We start from the raw sequence: 14,322 nt of genomic DNA, 5'->3' as shown, positions 1-14,322 counted from the left end.
TCCGGCGCGGCACGCTCAGCCGAGCGACGCGGTCCACTCGGCCGTGGTGACCACGTCTGCCTGGCGCGGGAAGACCTTCTCGAGCAGCACCCGGTGCACCTCCGGGTCGGGGTCGACGCACGCGTCCGACAACACCGTCAGCCCGAAGTCCAGGTCGGCGGCCTGCCGCACCGTCGACAGCACGACGCCGCTCGTGGCGATGCCGCAGAGCACGAGGTCCCGGACGTCGAGCCCACGCAGGAGCACCTCGAGGTCCGAACCCGCGAACGCACTCACACGCAACTTCGTGACGACGATGTCCTCATCGCCGGCACCGAACGCCGGGTGGATCTCGGTCGCGTCCGGTGCCTGCTGCGCCATCCGTGACGCCATGCCCCCGAACATCCTGTTCGTCGCCGCAGCCTCTGGCGCGCCGGGTCGGAACGCGACGCGGACGAACAGCACCGGGATCCGCCGCTCCCGCGCCGCCGACACCGCGGCCGTCGCCGCGGCGAGTCCTTCGTCGGTGCCGAGCCGCTCGACGATGCCGTTCTGGTAGTCCATGACGAGGAGTGCGGTGTTCACTCCGCCGACGCTACCTCCCGAGTCCGTCGATGCGGTCGACCTCGTCGTCGGTGAGCTCGACGCGGGCGCCGGCTGCGTTCGAGGCGATGCGCTCCGGCTGGGACGACTTCGGGATGACGACGAAGCCGTGTGCCACGTGCCAGGCCACGATGACCTGCGCCGTGTCGACCTCGTGCGCCTCGGCGATCGAGACCAGCGTCGGGTCCTGCAGGTTGCTCGCCTTGAAGGGGCTGTACCCCTCGAGCACGACGCCGCGGTCGCGCAACCCGTCGGCCACGGTCCGGTCGAACTCGGCCGGGCTCCACTTGATCTGGTTCACCGCCGGGGTGACACCGGTCGCCTCGGTGAGCTCGTCGATCTGGGCGAGCGAGTAGTTGCTCACCCCGACGGCCTTCGTCAAGCCGTCCTGCTGCGCCTGCACGACCTGCTCCCAGACGTCCGGTCGCGCCTCGCCGTTCGGCGGCCAGTGCACGAGCCAGAGGTCGAGGTGGTCGAGTCCGAGCTGGTCGAGGCTCTCCTCGATCGTGGCGCGGACCCGGTTGGCGTTGTCCGGCGGCAGCTTCGTCGTGACGAAGACGTCGTCGCGGGCGAGCCCGGAGGCCGCGACGGCCTTCCCCACACCACGTTGGTTGCTGTAGCCGGTGGCCGTGTCGATGTGTCGGTACCCGGCCTCGAGTGCTGCGTGCACCGCAGCAGGGGCGTCGGCGTCGGCGATCTGCCAGGTCCCGAAGCCGAGGAGCGGCATCGCTCCGCCGGTCACCGGTACGGACGGTTCTGCGAAATCGGTCATGCCATCGTGTCTACGCGGCGATGTCGGACGCTGCCACCAGGATCGTGGGACACACCACCGAGCACCACCTGGAGCACCACCCACCATGCCGTCACGCCGACGCCGTAGGACCCGCCTGACCCTGACCTCCGCGCTGATCGCCCTCGGCATCGCCGTCATCGGGTACGCCCTCCACACCACGGATCTCCAGCCGACTGAGGCAGACGCGGCACCAACGGCGACCACGTCCGTCGGTGCGAGCCCGGTCGGCGAACCGACGAACACGCCGACCGCAGCGAGCGCGCCGGAGCCGAGCCGAGCCTCCAGTCCGGCCGACGCGGCGCGTGCGCGCACCCTGCTGGCGGCCCTGCCCGTCAAGGGGAAGGCCGCGGCGACCGGGTACGACCGCACGGCGGACTTCGGCACCGCCTGGCTCGACGTCGACCGCAACGGGTGCGACACCCGGAACGACGTCCTCGCACGCGACCTGACCGAGATCACCAAGCGCGGCCCGTGCACGGTCACGAGTGGCGAACTCGTCTCGCCGTACACCGGCGCGACGATCGACTTCGTGCGGGGCGACACCACCTCGACCGAGGTCCAGATCGACCACGTCGTCGCCCTCGAGAACGCGTGGATCACGGGCGCGCAGCAGCTCGACCAGTCCGAGCGAGAGGCCCTGGCGAACGATCCGGAGAACCTCTTCGCCGTCGACCAGCACTCGAACGCGCAGAAGCGCTCCGGCGACGCCGCCACCTGGTTGCCGGCGAACACCGCGTTCCGCTGCACCTACGTGGAGCACCAGATCACGGTGAAGACGGAGTACCGGCTGTGGGTCGTCCCCGCGGAGCGCGACGCCATGTCCGGCGTGCTCGAGCGGTGCTGATCCCGAGACGGCTGCGCGACGGCAAGGAGGCACGACTCGTCTCCGCCGGTCGTGGCAGCATGCTGGCATGGCTGAGCAACTCACCGTCCCGCAGGCGTTCGCCCTGCTCCTGACCGAGCCCGACGGTCGTCGGGTGCTCGACGCCCAGCGGTTCGATGCCGGACTCGCGGGTGCGGTCCTGGCTGACCTCGCGGTCCGCGGCGTCGTCTCGCTCGACGGCAAGCACGTCCAGGTGGTCAACGGCACGCCCACCGGCAGTGCGGTCCTCGACGACGTGGTCGGGACCATCGCCGCGTCGGGCGGACCGCGAGGGGCGAAGTGGTGGGTGACCAGGCTCGGGAAGCGCCAGCTCCGCGACGACGTCTACGCCGAGTTGGTCAGCAAGGGGCTCCTGACGTCGACGCAGCGCACGACGCTCCGCATCTTCACGACGACGTCCTTCCCCGAGGCGGACGGGCGACCCGAGCAGCAGCTCCGGACCACGGTCCTGAGCGTCCTCGACGGGCATGCCGCACCGACCCCGTTCGCAGCTGCGGTCATCGGCCTGCTCGATGCCACCCGCACGCTGCGCGGACAGTTCGGCAAGGTGGACAAGGCGCGTGTCCAGGACATCACGTCCGGTACCTGGGCGTCGGTCGCCGTGAAGCGGGTGCTGCAGGACGTGCAGACCGCGATCATGCTGGCCGGCGTCACAGCTGCGTCGGCCGCGACCGCCTCATCGAGCTGAGCGCCGCCCGGAGCCGCGGTGCGACCAGCGACGCCGAGCCGGCGACTCCGAACGCACCCGTCAACAGCGATCGGCGGGTCAACTGCGATGGTGGCACGGAACTCCTCGGACGACGTCGGCACTGGATCGGGCACTGGATCGGACTGCATGCCCCTGCTCCGATACCGGTGTCCGGAGTGCGCATCCAGGCCCGTTGCCCTCGCCCGTGGGACGATGGCCGTCCACCACTTGGAGGAGTCCGATGAGCAACGACCAGTGGACCGGCTCGGCATTCGGCCGCGGCGTCGAGAACACCGCGTCCACCGCAGCGAGCGAGCTCCGGCGGCGCATGGCATCGTCGGCGGCCGGGTTCCTCGGGAGTGCCGCATGGGTGCCCTGGAAGTCAGCGGACGCCCCGGACGGCGGGAGCATCGCCCACGTGATGATCCGCGACCTGCCCTTCGTGCCGGTGTTCACCGACCCGGCTGAGCTCGCCGCAGGGCTCCCCGACACCGATGCACGCCCGGTCCGGATGGCCGAGCTCGTGACCGCCGTGCCCGAGGAGTTCGGCATCGTCGTCGACCCGACGAGCGGCGAAGCGGCGAACTTCCTGCATGCGGACGCCCTCGCGGCCATCCGTGCCGAGCTCCGCGGCGCGGTCGATCTCGACGACGACGAGGCCGACGAAGGCTGACCCGAGGTCCCGGTCGACGGACGTTTCTGGTCGGCCCGATGACGAATCCGGTTCCCGAACCGCGGGTTTCGGGAACCGGATCCGTCATCGCCGGATTCGCCAGATGAGCATCCACCCCGTTCTGGGGATCCCTCACATCGCGACCGCTCCGCCAGAGTCGATGTCGTCGCGAATGGATGAACGGGGGCGACGATGCCGTTGGGTGGACCAGGACCACGAGATTGGTCTCCGTCGGAACCGTCGACACCGGCTCCGCGGGCGCGGACCGGTCCGGCGCTCTACGACCCCACTCCCTGGGTCACCTCGGTGCCGACCCGGAGAACACGTCCGTGGGCGTACGCCACGCTCTCCATGCTGCTCGGAGGGGGAAGCGTGATCATGGCGCTCCTCGAACCACTGCTGAACGGCGTCCAGACCGGGTTCATCGTCTCGACGATCGGCGTCACTGCCATCGTCATGGGCGTCCGCGCTGTCAAGGTCGCCCGCTGGGGATCCGCGACGTCACGGGCGTTCGGTCGTGGAGGCACGATCCTCGGGTCCGTCGGCACGGCACTGATGCTCTACGCCGTCCTCGGTGTCGGATTGTCGAGCGTCGGCGTCGCCCTTCCGGCACTGTCACTCCCCGCTCCGGGTTGGAGCATGGGCGCACGGGCAGCCGCTCCGACGGCGTCTTCGGCTCCGGACTCCGCGCAGCCCGCCGTCGCGGCACCGTCCGTTCCGGCGGCACCCGACACCGCTGCGGACGCTCCCGTCGCGGGGCAGACCAGCGTCACACCGACCACTCGAGAAGCCGAGCAGTCCACGTTGGCCCAGAGCGCCGGGTCGCTCTCGTTTGCGATGCGACAGCAGTTCGGTGCCGGGCCCTACCCCGCCGACCTCCTGGTCGGGATGAGCGCGCCCCAACGCATCCTGACCACCGATGGCATCGGGCTCGCCCCGGTCCCGGACGGTACTCGCGTGCTCTACTCGGTCTCCTCCGACCACACAGCCTGGTCGGTGACGATCATCGGCGCGCAGTTCGGCTCGGTCGCGACCTACAGTTCGACCGTCGGAACGGTGCAGGTCGGCTGACGCTCAGGCCGGGCGGACCAGCTCGATGAAGCGGGACAGCAGGGACAGGCCGGGGATCGAGGGCGGCAGGGCCGTGGTCAGCGCGGGCGAGTGCACGAGGTACGCCGCCCACTTCGCACGGGAGAGCGCCACGTTCAGGCGGTTCGGCATGAGCAGGAAGTCGAGCCCCCGTGGGATGTCGGCCGCGCTCGACGCAGCGAGCGACACGATCGACACGACGGCCTCTCGCCCCTGGAACATGTCGACCGTCCCGACCTGGGTACCGGTCAAGCCCGCGCGGTCGAGCTCGTGGCGGATCACTGCGCCCTGCGCGTTGTAGGGCGCGACGACGATGATGTCCTCGTCCGTCAGCGTCCGCACGGTGTCGCCGTCGGTCCAGGACCGACCGACGACGTCCTTCGCCAGGGACACGACGCGTGCCGCTTCCTCGAGGGAGGACGTGGTGTTGCCCGCGTGCACGACCGGCACCGGGTGCACACCGGCGTCGATGCCCTCCAGGTGCCGCCCGGTCGCCATCGACGTGAGCTGTCCGTTGTAGGACAGCCCCGACACCGCTGACGTCAGCGCCGGCTCCATCCGCCGGGTCCGCGCGAGGAAGTACCCGAACTCCGCCGGCAGCACGTGCTCGCCGTCCGCCAGCCACCCGAGTGCCGACTCGTCGACGGGCTCGGGGTGCGACCCCTGCGAGACCTGGGGCAGCTGCTGCGGATCACCGAGCAGGAGCAGCCGGGTTGCGGCGATCGAGGACGCGATCGTCGGGGCGAGGGAGAACTGTCCGGCTTCGTCGACGACGAGCAGGTCGAGGGAGCGCCGCGCGATCGTCGACTCGTTCGCGAACGTCCACGCGGTGCCGCCGACGACTCCCCCGTTGCCGCTCTGCTCGCAGGACTCCAGGAACGCGGCGACCGCGGCGCCGTTCTTCACGGGGGTCCACGCTGCCGCCTCGATCTCGTCGGCGTCGGCACCGGCCTTCGGCTGCTTCACGACGCGGTCGGCCGGCACTCCCGCTCGGACCACCGAGGTCAGGAAGTTCTCGCTCGTCGCGTGCGACTGTCCCACGACGCCGACGCGCCAGCCGTGCTCACGCACGAGTCGCGCGACGACGTTCGACCCGACGTAGGTCTTGCCCGTGCCGGGAGGGCCCTGGATCGCCAGGTACGACCGGTCCAGCCCGAGCAGCGTCGCGACCACCGCGGCGACGGTGTCGTCACCGACCACTTGCGTGATCGCCCCGCGCGGGGGCACCCGCCGGAGCAGGTCGAACGCCGGGTCGGGCAGTATCTCCGGCAGCGCGTCGAGGACCTCGGCACCCCACTCGGCGATCGCCTCGGGCTGGGGCTTCGCGCGTGGCGGCGAGGACGGCGCGAGCGCGACCGGGAACTCGTGGTGCGGCTCCCCACCGACGGGCAGCCGTTCGAGCACGAGTACCTCTGTCGCCTCGCCGTCATCGTGGACGTCCAGGACCACGGCGCGGTCCGTCGCACCCTTCGACCCGGGGCCCGGTGAGCCGACCGATGGCGGAGGCGGGGCGTCGTAGACGAGGTGGGGCGAGCCTCCAGGCCGGAGCCGACTGCCGGGCGCGAGCGTCCCCGACAACCGGAGTTCTCGGGACTGCGATCGGGCACGCGGCAGCGTGTCCCAGTCGCGTTCGACGGACGCACGCTCGACGACGAGGACGTCGCGGGTGTCCGCCCACTCGTCGACCGGGTTGCGGAGCCGGTCGAAGTGGTCCTGCCAGAACGTCTTGGCCTCCCGCCGGTGGTAGTCGATCGCGGCAGCGGCGAGCGCCAACGCGGTCTGGTCAGGGGTGCGGTCGAGCGCCTCGACGTGCTCGAGCTCGGACGCCAGGGCGACGTACACGGGGTTCGGTTCGCGCTCGACGGGGATCGGCGGCAGGTCGAGTTCGGCTGGCGCCTCCGTGGACGGCGGCCGGAGCGACAGCAGCCAGTCGCGCAGCCGCAGGGTCGAGCGGCAGTCGTACGCGTTGTAGTCCGCGACCTGGTCGAGCATCCGCTGACCCTCGGCGGCGTCACCGGTGCGGAGTTCCTCGATCGCGTCGACGTAGGCCGTGATGCTGTCCGCGGCGTTCGTCACGTCGCTCAGGCGCAGGTCCTCGCCCATGTACAGCGGCTCGAGTTTCTTGATCGAGTAACTGTGACTGCCGACGACGAGCGCCTTGCGGACGATCGGGTACAGGTCGACGAGCACACCCGCGCGGAGCAGGTCGTCGACGGCTTCCTCGCCGACGCCGTGCCGCGCGGCGAGGGACAGCAGGTGCGTCCGCTCGTAGGCGGCGTAGTGGTAGACGTGCATGCCGGGGTGCTCGCGTCGACGCTCCTCGACGAACGCGAGGAAGTCCACCAGGGCCTGTCGTTCGTCGCGGATCGTGTGCGCCCAGAACGCCGTGAACGCCGCGCGGTCGTCGACCAGGCCGAAGAGGTAGTCGAGTCCCCAGTGCACGCCGTCCTCGGTGTGGAGCGGGTCCCCCTCGAAGTCGAAGAACACGTCGCCCGCGTCCGGTACGGGGATCGCGTCGAGGGCTCTTGCGTCCGCCAGTTCCCATGCCGGCTTCTTCGTCGCCGTCCGCTCCGACTCGACCTGGAGGCTCGCCTGACGGACCAGGCGACCTTGCGTCGTGCTCGACATGCCGGGCACCGGTGCGGTGCGGACCGCCAGGTCGTCGATCGTCAGCACCCCCTGCCGGATCAACTTCGTCCGCTGGTCGAGGCGCATCCCGGCGACGAGGACCAGGTCACGGTGCTCCTCCACCTGGGTCTGGCAGACGGCGCAGCGACCGCAACTGCTGTAGCGCGGATCACCCCATCGCAGGGGCTCGTCCGCTGCGATCCGCTCCGCGATCACCCGTGTGAGCTCGGCGCGCTGCGTGCGGTACACCGGCGTGATGTCGGCCAGGTCGTGCGTGGTCGTGGTGCGGTCGCCGAGGACCAGGTGGACCTGCTCGCCCGTCGGGATGTCGTGCGCGCGCATCTGCTCGGCGTAGGCGGCGAGCTGCAGCAGGGCGCTGATCTTGGCGTGACGGGCGAGCTTGGTGTCGTAGACCTCGTACTCGCCGCGGTCGTTGCGGATGATGAAGTCCGCGAAGCCGATGAAGCCCGCCTCCTCCGCGGTCGGCGGTCGGTGGAACGTCGGCTGGTAGAGGACGTCCGCGCCCGTGCGCATGGTCTGCAGCGCTGCTTCCGCTGCTGCGCGGTACTCGGGCGGCGCCGGGCGGTCGAACTCGACCACATCATGGGTCGCCTTGAGGATCTCGAGGTAGTCGAGCTCGTGCTTGTCCCCGAGCTTCGCCGTCCGGTCGAGCATGTCGTCGTGCAACTCAGGAAGGGCCTCACCGCGGCCGAGCTTGGCGTCGAGTCTGCGCAGGAACGCCCACTCGCACGACGCCCACGTGGTGAGGTCGCTCGGGCTGAGGAGCGCGTGGCCCTCGGGCGTGATCTGCATTGCTGCACCGTAACAGCGGCGCCCGACACCGGGATCGTGGCTGATATGCTGCCGGACGTACCACTTCGGGGGAAGGCGATTTCGTGGCAAAACTGGTGTTCGACAAGGGGGCCGTCGGTCACATCGCGGACAAGGTCAGCAAGAGCGGCGACGATCTGTCCGCGGTGACGCTGAGCGCACGAGCCGGGGGCGCGGACACCGGCAGTCCGACCGTCACATCCGCGATCGAAGAAGCGGTTCGGATCCAGTCGGCGATGGTGCAGTCGGTCGCGACGTCCGCCGCAGCGCTCGCATCTGGCGTCCGAGCGACCGTCACGAGCTTCACGCGCGCCGATGACGAACTCGCGAAGAAGGCGCGCGGATGAGCGTCGACCCCATGGCCGGCGACGTTGACTCGATCCGACGGCTTGCCCAAGTACTCGAACAGCGGTCGATCTCCGTCGACACGGCTGGGGACTCGATCAGCACGGCCGCGTCCTCGGCGACCAGCAGCGTGTGGGAAGCAGCCTCGCGGACGGCGTTCACTTCCAAGGCTCAGGAGCTGGAGACGCAGGTTGGTCGGGTGTCGAGCCGGATCGAGAACGTCGCAGTCGCGCTGTCCGAGTACGCAGCGAAGCTCGACCAGATCCAGACCGACGCACGGACCGTCCGCGCCGCCCAGCTCCGGAACGATCAGGACATCGCCTCCAACGCTCGCACGCTCGATCGGCTGAACTCCGCTGACGACGAGGATTCGATGACGAAGGTCGTCACGGCATCGGCGCTCGGGGTCGCGTACCAGACCACAAAGCTCGCACTCGATCGGTCGTGGACGGACCTCGTCGCCCGCCGTCAGTCCGCCGACACCGCCGTCGTCGCGAAGCTCCACGGTGACGCCGTCCTCGGCACGCCGCCTCCGTCGGCCGCGACGGTCAACGGCATGAGCGACACCGCATTCCTCGCGTGGCTCGCGGGTCAACCGGCAGATGCACTCCCCCGTATCGGACTCGACAAGGCCGTGGCCGATCGGCTCGGACAGATCAAGGACCCGCAGGTCATCGCTGCCTGGTGGAACTCGCTCGGCGGTGCGGACGGCAAGGGAAGCTCGGCGAAGCACAGCGACGTGCAGCAGGCCCTGGTCAGCGGTATCCCGTTGTTGATCGGCAACCTCAACGGTGTCGCGTACTGGGCGCGTGACAAGGCGAACCGAAGCACCCTGGAGTCACAGGTGAAGACTGCGACCGGGGAAGACGCCGTCGCGTACGAGAACATCAAGACCGCCCTCGGCAAGTTCCCGAGTGTCGCCCTGGTCACGCTCAAGCCAGACCACCCACCACTCGCGGCGGTGGCGCTTGGAAACCTGGACACGGCGGAGAACGTGACCTACGTCGTGCCCGGAATGAACTCGGACACCCCGAACACCACAGTCGTCGAGCGCGCAGCACACAACCTGAAGATCCGTCAGGGCATGTGGTCAGACGAATCCACTGCCGTCGTCGCCTGGCTGAACTACCGGACTCCCGGAGGGCCTCCCGCGGTGCTGCACGGTGACATGGCCCGAGCAGGCGCAGAGCGGCTCGGCGACGACCTCGCGGGCTTCAACGCCACTCGCGGCGACACCAAGGGACACCTCAACGTGGTCGCGCACTCGTACGGCACTACGACCTCGTCGATCACGCTCGCCGAACGCGACTACGGCGTTGACAACTGGGTGTCGGCCGGTTCCGCAGGGATCGAGCGCGACATCCCCACCGCTGCAGACATCCACGCCGACCATGTGTACGTCGCGCAGGCACCACGCACCATCGGCGACGACGGCCTGTTCGGCACGAAGGGCGACGGCTGGTCGTGGATGGGCCAGATGGGCAGCATGACCCGTCACGATCCCGCAAGCCCGTCCTTCGGTGGCACCTACCTCCCCACCGCGGGCGTGCCGCGGGACCCGGACATGCACGGTGTCACGACGCACGATCCGCTCGCCAACAGTGACACACGTCCGAACTCGTACGGCTACTTTGACCGGAAGACCGAATCCCTCGACAATCTCGCTCGAGCCACCACAGGGAGCTTCCCGACCAAATGACGCTCACGATGCGCTCCATCGGCTCTGCGGCGCTGATCCTGACGCTCGCTGTCACCGCAACGGCATGCACTTCGACTCCGGGAGGTTCATTGAACGCGAAACAGGCTTCCGAACGGATGCAGACCTTGGTTCGGGACACCATGAAGGTCGCGGGCGGGGAGTGGACGAGTGCAAGCAATGGCCCCGCTCCCGATCCCTGCAGCACTCCCGCCGGCGAGGACGGGGTCACGTTCTCGTGGGATCAGACCGCTCCTGGAGTCGACGATCCGAAGGCGGTCATGGAGCGGGTGGATCAGGCCTGGCGTGATGGGGGGCTGACGACCAACACGCAGAGCGTCAAGCGAGGAGACGGCAAGATCCTGCACCGAGTCGGCTCCACAGGGAAAGACGTCGACTCGATCCTGTTCGCGGCCACGACGAGCCGTATGACGATCGAGGTCCAGTCACTCTGCGGTGAAGGCAACGTCGACGACTTCACGTGAGTTCGAATCGGCAGCACGACTCGAGCCACGACCGGGAACCTCCTGACCCGATGACTTCCTTCATCCGCAGCACAGCGACCGCCGCGCTCATCGTGGCGATCGCTTGCTCCATCGCCGCATGCTCCTCAACGAAGGGGCCCCGGCTGTGGACGCCGAACAGGCTTCCGAGCAGATGCAATCGCTCGTCCGCGACACGATGGATGTCGCGGGAGGGAAATGGACGAGCACGAGCAACGGTCCGGCACCGGACCCATGCACGACTCCGGATGGTGGCGAGGGGGTCTGGTTCTCGTGGGATCAAGATGCCGACGGCGTGCGCGATCCGGAGGCCGTGATGCATCGGGTCGACCGGGCCTGGCGAGACCACGGCCTCACGACGAAGACGCAGAGTGTCAAACGGGCGGACGGTGAGACCCTGCACCGGGTCGGCTCGGCAGGGCACGATGTCGACTCGATTCAGTTCAATGCCACGACGGGCGGGATGTCCATCAACGTGCAGTCGCTTTGCGGTGCAGGCAACGTCGACCACTTCACCGACGACCGCGGTTGATTCCGGTGGTCGACACGCGAGCAATGATTGATCTGGCGGGTCCTGATCGGGCCAGAGGCTGTGACACGAAGGTGACACGCACCCGGGCCCTGAGGAAGCCGTTGACAGCCATCCTCATCACCGCCACCACACTGATCGCTGGCTGCTCAGCAACGGGAGCAGACACGGCTGACCTCCAAAGAAGTCGTGAGGCAGCAGCGACCGCACGCGAACTGGTGCTCGATGTTCCGGGTTCCGAGTGGCCTTCGGCTACTCGCACTGTTATCCCGGCTCCGACCGAGTGCAGGCAGAGTGGCCATCCTCACGGCGGGGTGCAATTCCACTGGAACTCTCGCGGCACTCCTCCGGCCGATCCGGAGGCTTGGATCAACGCGGTCGCTGCCAACCTTCGGGATGCGAACTACACGGTGTCCATCCGAAGCACGGATTTCGGCAGGTACGGCGTTCTCTACCAAGTACACACCAAGGACAAGGACCGCCCTGCGGTGTCAGCGACCGCGAACCAGCAGACCTCTTCTCTCACCGTCGATTCGGTGTGCGCAGCCGGCGATCTCGCGGATTACGACTCGAATGACTCAGGAGCCCCACGTTGAGTTGCCACCTCCGCGCCGTCATCTCAGTGCTCCTGATCGGAGCGATGGTCACTCTTGCCGGATGCGCCCACCATGATGGTCAGGGGAACACCGTGGATGCAGATCAGGCACGCAGGCAGATGCGTGAGTTCGTGCAGTCGACGATGGACCTGACAGGTTTCGCTTGGGTCAGCGACGGTGGGTCACCGATCGCATTCGAGTGCGGCACGGGCGACGGTGGCGAGGGCGTCGCATTCTCGTGGGATCAGCACGCGACAGGCGTTGAGCAGCCCGGCGCGCTCGTGAAGAAGGTCGGCGCGGAGTGGAAATCCAGAGGTTTGTCGCCGTCCTACCGGACTGCCAAGCGCAATGACGGCCTCACGCTGTACACCGTTGCAGCCGAAGGCGACCCGGTTCGCACCATCTCGTTCAACGCCACCGAGCACCGAACATCGATCCTTGTCGACTCATCTTGTGGCACCGGGAACGTTGCCGACTACAAGCAGTGACGTCTCTGCGGGAGCATCGCCCCATGGTGAACGTATGAAACAGTCGAGAACGATCATTGCCGCCTTGGGTATCGCGGTCGCACTGACCACGACGATGTCGGGGTGCTCGGGACCTCCGCAAGGAGGGATCGCCGTGGACGAGAAGCAAAGCAGACAGGCCGCCGAGCACGTGTTGCACCAGGTGTTCGAGGTCGACGGATCCGAGTGGCCCGAAGATGACCGCAACGCTGAGCCAGCGCACGCCGAGTGCACGGCTGATGACGATCCGCATGGTGGAAGGTAGGACCACTGGAACGCCATGGGGTCAGCGCCGAGCGATCCGAAGGCGTACATTGAGTCCGTCGCGAACATGCTGCGCGAACACGACCGAACCGTCGCCGTGCGGTCAGCCGATGGCGGGAAGTACGGAACGCTCTACCAGGCAATTGCAGACGAGGACGGCAAGCCGATGGTTGCGGTGACTGCGAACCCTCGGACGACCACCGTCACCGTCGAGTCGATGTGTGCGTCCGTTGCCGAACAGGGATGACGTCGTGGCGGCTATGTCTCGCACACGCAGCATCGGCCGATGGAACGTCGGCACCGCGGACCGCGAGACCTCACTGACCCATCGGCCGAGCCGGCTCATCGATCAAGCACTCCGTCCGCGTGACGAAGGTCCGGTTCTCCGGCGTGTACTTGATGGACCCAACGGCGTTCAGCGCGAGGACGAGCGCCCTCTGTCCCTCGACGAAGTCGCCCTCGCCGGCAGCCGACTGCTTCGCCCACATCGTCGACACCTCGGCCTGAGCACGGCCCCGGTCGACGGACGACGGCAGGGTGAAAGACTCGAGGTAGGTCGTACAGGGGTTCCCCGCGGGGCTGGTGCCCGGACGGGCGCGCTGGGTTGCGCCACCGGGCACGTTGTCGTACGGAATGTCATCGTCCTCGAACCCCAAGTCGTGCGCGATGGCGTCGACCCGCTTCTGCAACGCGTACTGCGCGTCGTCCGGCCTGAAGTCCGAGCCTGGATCGCCGTCGGCGAAGTAGCCGAGGCGGACGCGCTCGTGGAACACCGCATCATCAGTTGGCGCAAACCGGAAGACCGTGAGAGCCGGGGGCACGATCAGCACTCCCACGAGGCTCAAACAGACGATGTCAGCGACGAGCACCCACACGGACGACCGACACCGACCGCGCCGAACCACGAAACGGATCGCGACCGTCAAGGCGATCAGGGACGGCAGGATGCCGAGGACCAGCGCAGCGTACTGGTAGCCCAGGTAGTCCCCACTCCCGTGGCTGACCGGTCGCAGCGCGAGGACGATCCAGATCCAGAGCTGCAGCGCCAGTGCCATGCAGGTGCCGACCGACGCCGCAATGGCCCATCCGATCAGGCCGCGAGGGAGCTTCGACGTCACGGCAGCAGCCTGCCAGACGGAACGCGATCAACCTTGATGGTCACTTGTCCCACGCCGACGTCGGGGGCAGCCGCCGTCGTGCTCGCTCGGCGTTGAGGAGCTCCTCCACAAGGTCGCGCTTCCCCGCTGTGTAGTCCCGCCCGTCGTCGGCTTCGGCGAGCGCCCGCTTCAACGCCCCGTACCGTGCTCGAGCCGCGTGATCCCGGAGCAGTGCGTCGCGGAAGAGCCGCTGGTTGCAGGTCTCCCACTCATCCGACGCGAACACGTGCAGGATGTGCGTTCGCAGGTCCCCTGCCGAGCGGACGTAGATGCCGTGGTTCTTCGGCCCATGACGGTGTTGCGCGTAGCCGAGCGGAGCCACGAGGGACGACAGCGCGAACGGGTCGACGTCCGTGGCACTACGAACCGCGAGGTCGATGATCGGCTTCGCTACGAGCCCGGGGACCGCGGTGCTCCCGATGTGCTCGATCGCGGTGACCGCCGGGCCCAGCGCGGGAGCGAGCCGATGGGCTTCCGAACGGAACAACGCGCCCCACTCCGCTCGGTGCTCCACCAGCTCGACCATCACCCGCAGCCTATCCACGTGTACGGCGGCGCC

Annotated in this window: 15 protein-coding genes; 10 read left to right on the top strand and 5 right to left on the bottom strand. The window is 68.5% G+C overall.

Going from position 1 to position 14,322, the window contains the following annotated elements:
• Positions 1-15: 15 nt before the first annotated feature.
• Positions 16-564, bottom strand: a complete 549-nt coding sequence (locus tag AAEP80_RS09990) for a cysteine hydrolase family protein (RefSeq protein ID WP_420364298.1) — start codon at positions 562-564, stop codon at positions 16-18.
• A 10-nt stretch (positions 565-574) separates the two neighbouring features.
• Positions 575-1,354 (bottom strand): aldo/keto reductase, encoded by a 780-nt coding sequence (locus AAEP80_RS09985; protein WP_420364297.1) that lies wholly within the window; start codon positions 1,352-1,354, stop codon positions 575-577.
• An 85-nt stretch (positions 1,355-1,439) separates the two neighbouring features.
• Here AAEP80_RS09985 and AAEP80_RS09980 point away from each other — a divergent pair, with 85 nt between their 5' ends.
• The 4 genes from AAEP80_RS09980 (at position 1,440) to AAEP80_RS09965 (ending at position 4,690) form a co-directional block, all read left to right on the top strand.
• A complete protein-coding gene (locus AAEP80_RS09980; protein WP_420364296.1) occupies positions 1,440-2,219 on the top strand; it encodes an HNH endonuclease family protein in 780 nt (259 codons plus the stop codon).
• A gap of 67 nt (positions 2,220-2,286) precedes the next feature.
• Positions 2,287-2,946, top strand: coding sequence for a GOLPH3/VPS74 family protein (locus tag AAEP80_RS09975; protein WP_420364295.1), 660 nt, complete (start codon positions 2,287-2,289; stop codon positions 2,944-2,946).
• A 241-nt stretch (positions 2,947-3,187) separates the two neighbouring features.
• Entirely contained in the window at positions 3,188-3,619 is a 432-nt protein-coding gene (locus tag AAEP80_RS09970) for an SseB family protein (protein WP_420364294.1), read from the top strand.
• A 372-nt stretch (positions 3,620-3,991) separates the two neighbouring features.
• The gene (locus AAEP80_RS09965) at positions 3,992-4,690 is read left to right on the top strand and encodes a hypothetical protein (RefSeq protein WP_420364293.1); all 699 of its coding nucleotides are present in this window, start codon (positions 3,992-3,994) and stop codon (positions 4,688-4,690) included.
• A gap of 3 nt (positions 4,691-4,693) precedes the next feature.
• Here the strand turns inward: AAEP80_RS09965 and AAEP80_RS09960 are convergent, their stop codons facing one another.
• A complete protein-coding gene (locus AAEP80_RS09960) occupies positions 4,694-8,149 on the bottom strand; it encodes a TM0106 family RecB-like putative nuclease (RefSeq protein ID WP_420364292.1) in 3,456 nt (1,151 codons plus the stop codon).
• Between the two features lie 83 nt (positions 8,150-8,232).
• On the opposite strand from AAEP80_RS09960, the gene AAEP80_RS09955 reads away from it, so the two are divergent.
• The 6 genes from AAEP80_RS09955 (at position 8,233) to AAEP80_RS09930 (ending at position 12,853) form a co-directional block, all read left to right on the top strand.
• Entirely contained in the window at positions 8,233-8,514 is a 282-nt protein-coding gene (locus AAEP80_RS09955; protein ID WP_420364291.1) for a hypothetical protein, read from the top strand.
• Entirely contained in the window at positions 8,511-10,211 is a 1,701-nt protein-coding gene (locus AAEP80_RS09950; RefSeq protein WP_420364290.1) for an alpha/beta hydrolase, read from the top strand. The genes AAEP80_RS09955 and AAEP80_RS09950 overlap by 4 nt, the downstream gene beginning before the upstream one ends.
• Entirely contained in the window at positions 10,208-10,693 is a 486-nt protein-coding gene (locus AAEP80_RS09945; RefSeq protein ID WP_420364289.1) for a hypothetical protein, read from the top strand. Before AAEP80_RS09950 ends, AAEP80_RS09945 begins: the two co-directional genes overlap by 4 nt.
• A gap of 118 nt (positions 10,694-10,811) precedes the next feature.
• Positions 10,812-11,243 carry a hypothetical protein gene (locus tag AAEP80_RS09940; protein ID WP_420364288.1) on the top strand — a complete coding sequence of 144 codons (432 nt, stop codon included), beginning with the start codon at positions 10,812-10,814 and terminating at the stop codon, positions 11,241-11,243.
• Positions 11,244-11,928: 685 nt separating this feature from the next.
• Positions 11,929-12,324, top strand: a complete 396-nt coding sequence (locus AAEP80_RS09935; protein WP_420364287.1) for a hypothetical protein — start codon at positions 11,929-11,931, stop codon at positions 12,322-12,324.
• Positions 12,325-12,622: 298 nt separating this feature from the next.
• Positions 12,623-12,853: a hypothetical protein gene (locus tag AAEP80_RS09930; RefSeq protein WP_420364286.1), complete on the top strand. Its 231-nt coding sequence runs from the start codon at positions 12,623-12,625 to the stop codon at positions 12,851-12,853.
• Positions 12,854-12,923: 70 nt separating this feature from the next.
• Here the strand turns inward: AAEP80_RS09930 and AAEP80_RS09925 are convergent, their stop codons facing one another.
• Entirely contained in the window at positions 12,924-13,724 is an 801-nt protein-coding gene (locus AAEP80_RS09925) for a hypothetical protein (RefSeq protein ID WP_420364285.1), read from the bottom strand.
• 40 nt (positions 13,725-13,764) lie between these two features.
• Positions 13,765-14,289: a GrpB family protein gene (locus tag AAEP80_RS09920; RefSeq protein WP_420364284.1), complete on the bottom strand. Its 525-nt coding sequence runs from the start codon at positions 14,287-14,289 to the stop codon at positions 13,765-13,767.
• Positions 14,290-14,322 lie beyond the last annotated feature (33 nt).

The organism is Curtobacterium sp. L3-7, from assembly GCF_048756585.1.
Taxonomy (GTDB): Bacteria; Actinomycetota; Actinomycetes; order Actinomycetales; family Microbacteriaceae; genus Curtobacterium.
The sequence above is the reverse complement of the archived record's forward strand: the minus strand, read 5'-3'. Positions and strand labels throughout refer to the sequence as shown.

What these genes read in the sequence shown, in the direction of transcription:
- AAEP80_RS09985 (WP_420364297.1), bottom strand. Translation starts at nt 1,354, where the DNA reads ATGACCGATTTCGCAGAACCGTCCGTACCGGTGACCGGCGGAGCGATG.
- AAEP80_RS09980 (WP_420364296.1), top strand. Translation starts at nt 1,440, where the DNA reads ATGCCGTCACGCCGACGCCGTAGGACCCGCCTGACCCTGACCTCCGCG.
- AAEP80_RS09975 (WP_420364295.1), top strand. Translation starts at nt 2,287, where the DNA reads ATGGCTGAGCAACTCACCGTCCCGCAGGCGTTCGCCCTGCTCCTGACC.
- AAEP80_RS09970 (WP_420364294.1), top strand. Translation starts at nt 3,188, where the DNA reads ATGAGCAACGACCAGTGGACCGGCTCGGCATTCGGCCGCGGCGTCGAG.
- AAEP80_RS09960 (WP_420364292.1), bottom strand. Translation starts at nt 8,149, where the DNA reads ATGCAGATCACGCCCGAGGGCCACGCGCTCCTCAGCCCGAGCGACCTC.
- AAEP80_RS09950 (WP_420364290.1), top strand. Translation starts at nt 8,511, where the DNA reads ATGAGCGTCGACCCCATGGCCGGCGACGTTGACTCGATCCGACGGCTT.
- AAEP80_RS09945 (WP_420364289.1), top strand. Translation starts at nt 10,208, where the DNA reads ATGACGCTCACGATGCGCTCCATCGGCTCTGCGGCGCTGATCCTGACG.
- AAEP80_RS09940 (WP_420364288.1), top strand. Translation starts at nt 10,812, where the DNA reads ATGCTCCTCAACGAAGGGGCCCCGGCTGTGGACGCCGAACAGGCTTCC.
- AAEP80_RS09930 (WP_420364286.1), top strand. Translation starts at nt 12,623, where the DNA reads ATGGGGTCAGCGCCGAGCGATCCGAAGGCGTACATTGAGTCCGTCGCG.
- AAEP80_RS09920 (WP_420364284.1), bottom strand. Translation starts at nt 14,289, where the DNA reads ATGGTCGAGCTGGTGGAGCACCGAGCGGAGTGGGGCGCGTTGTTCCGT.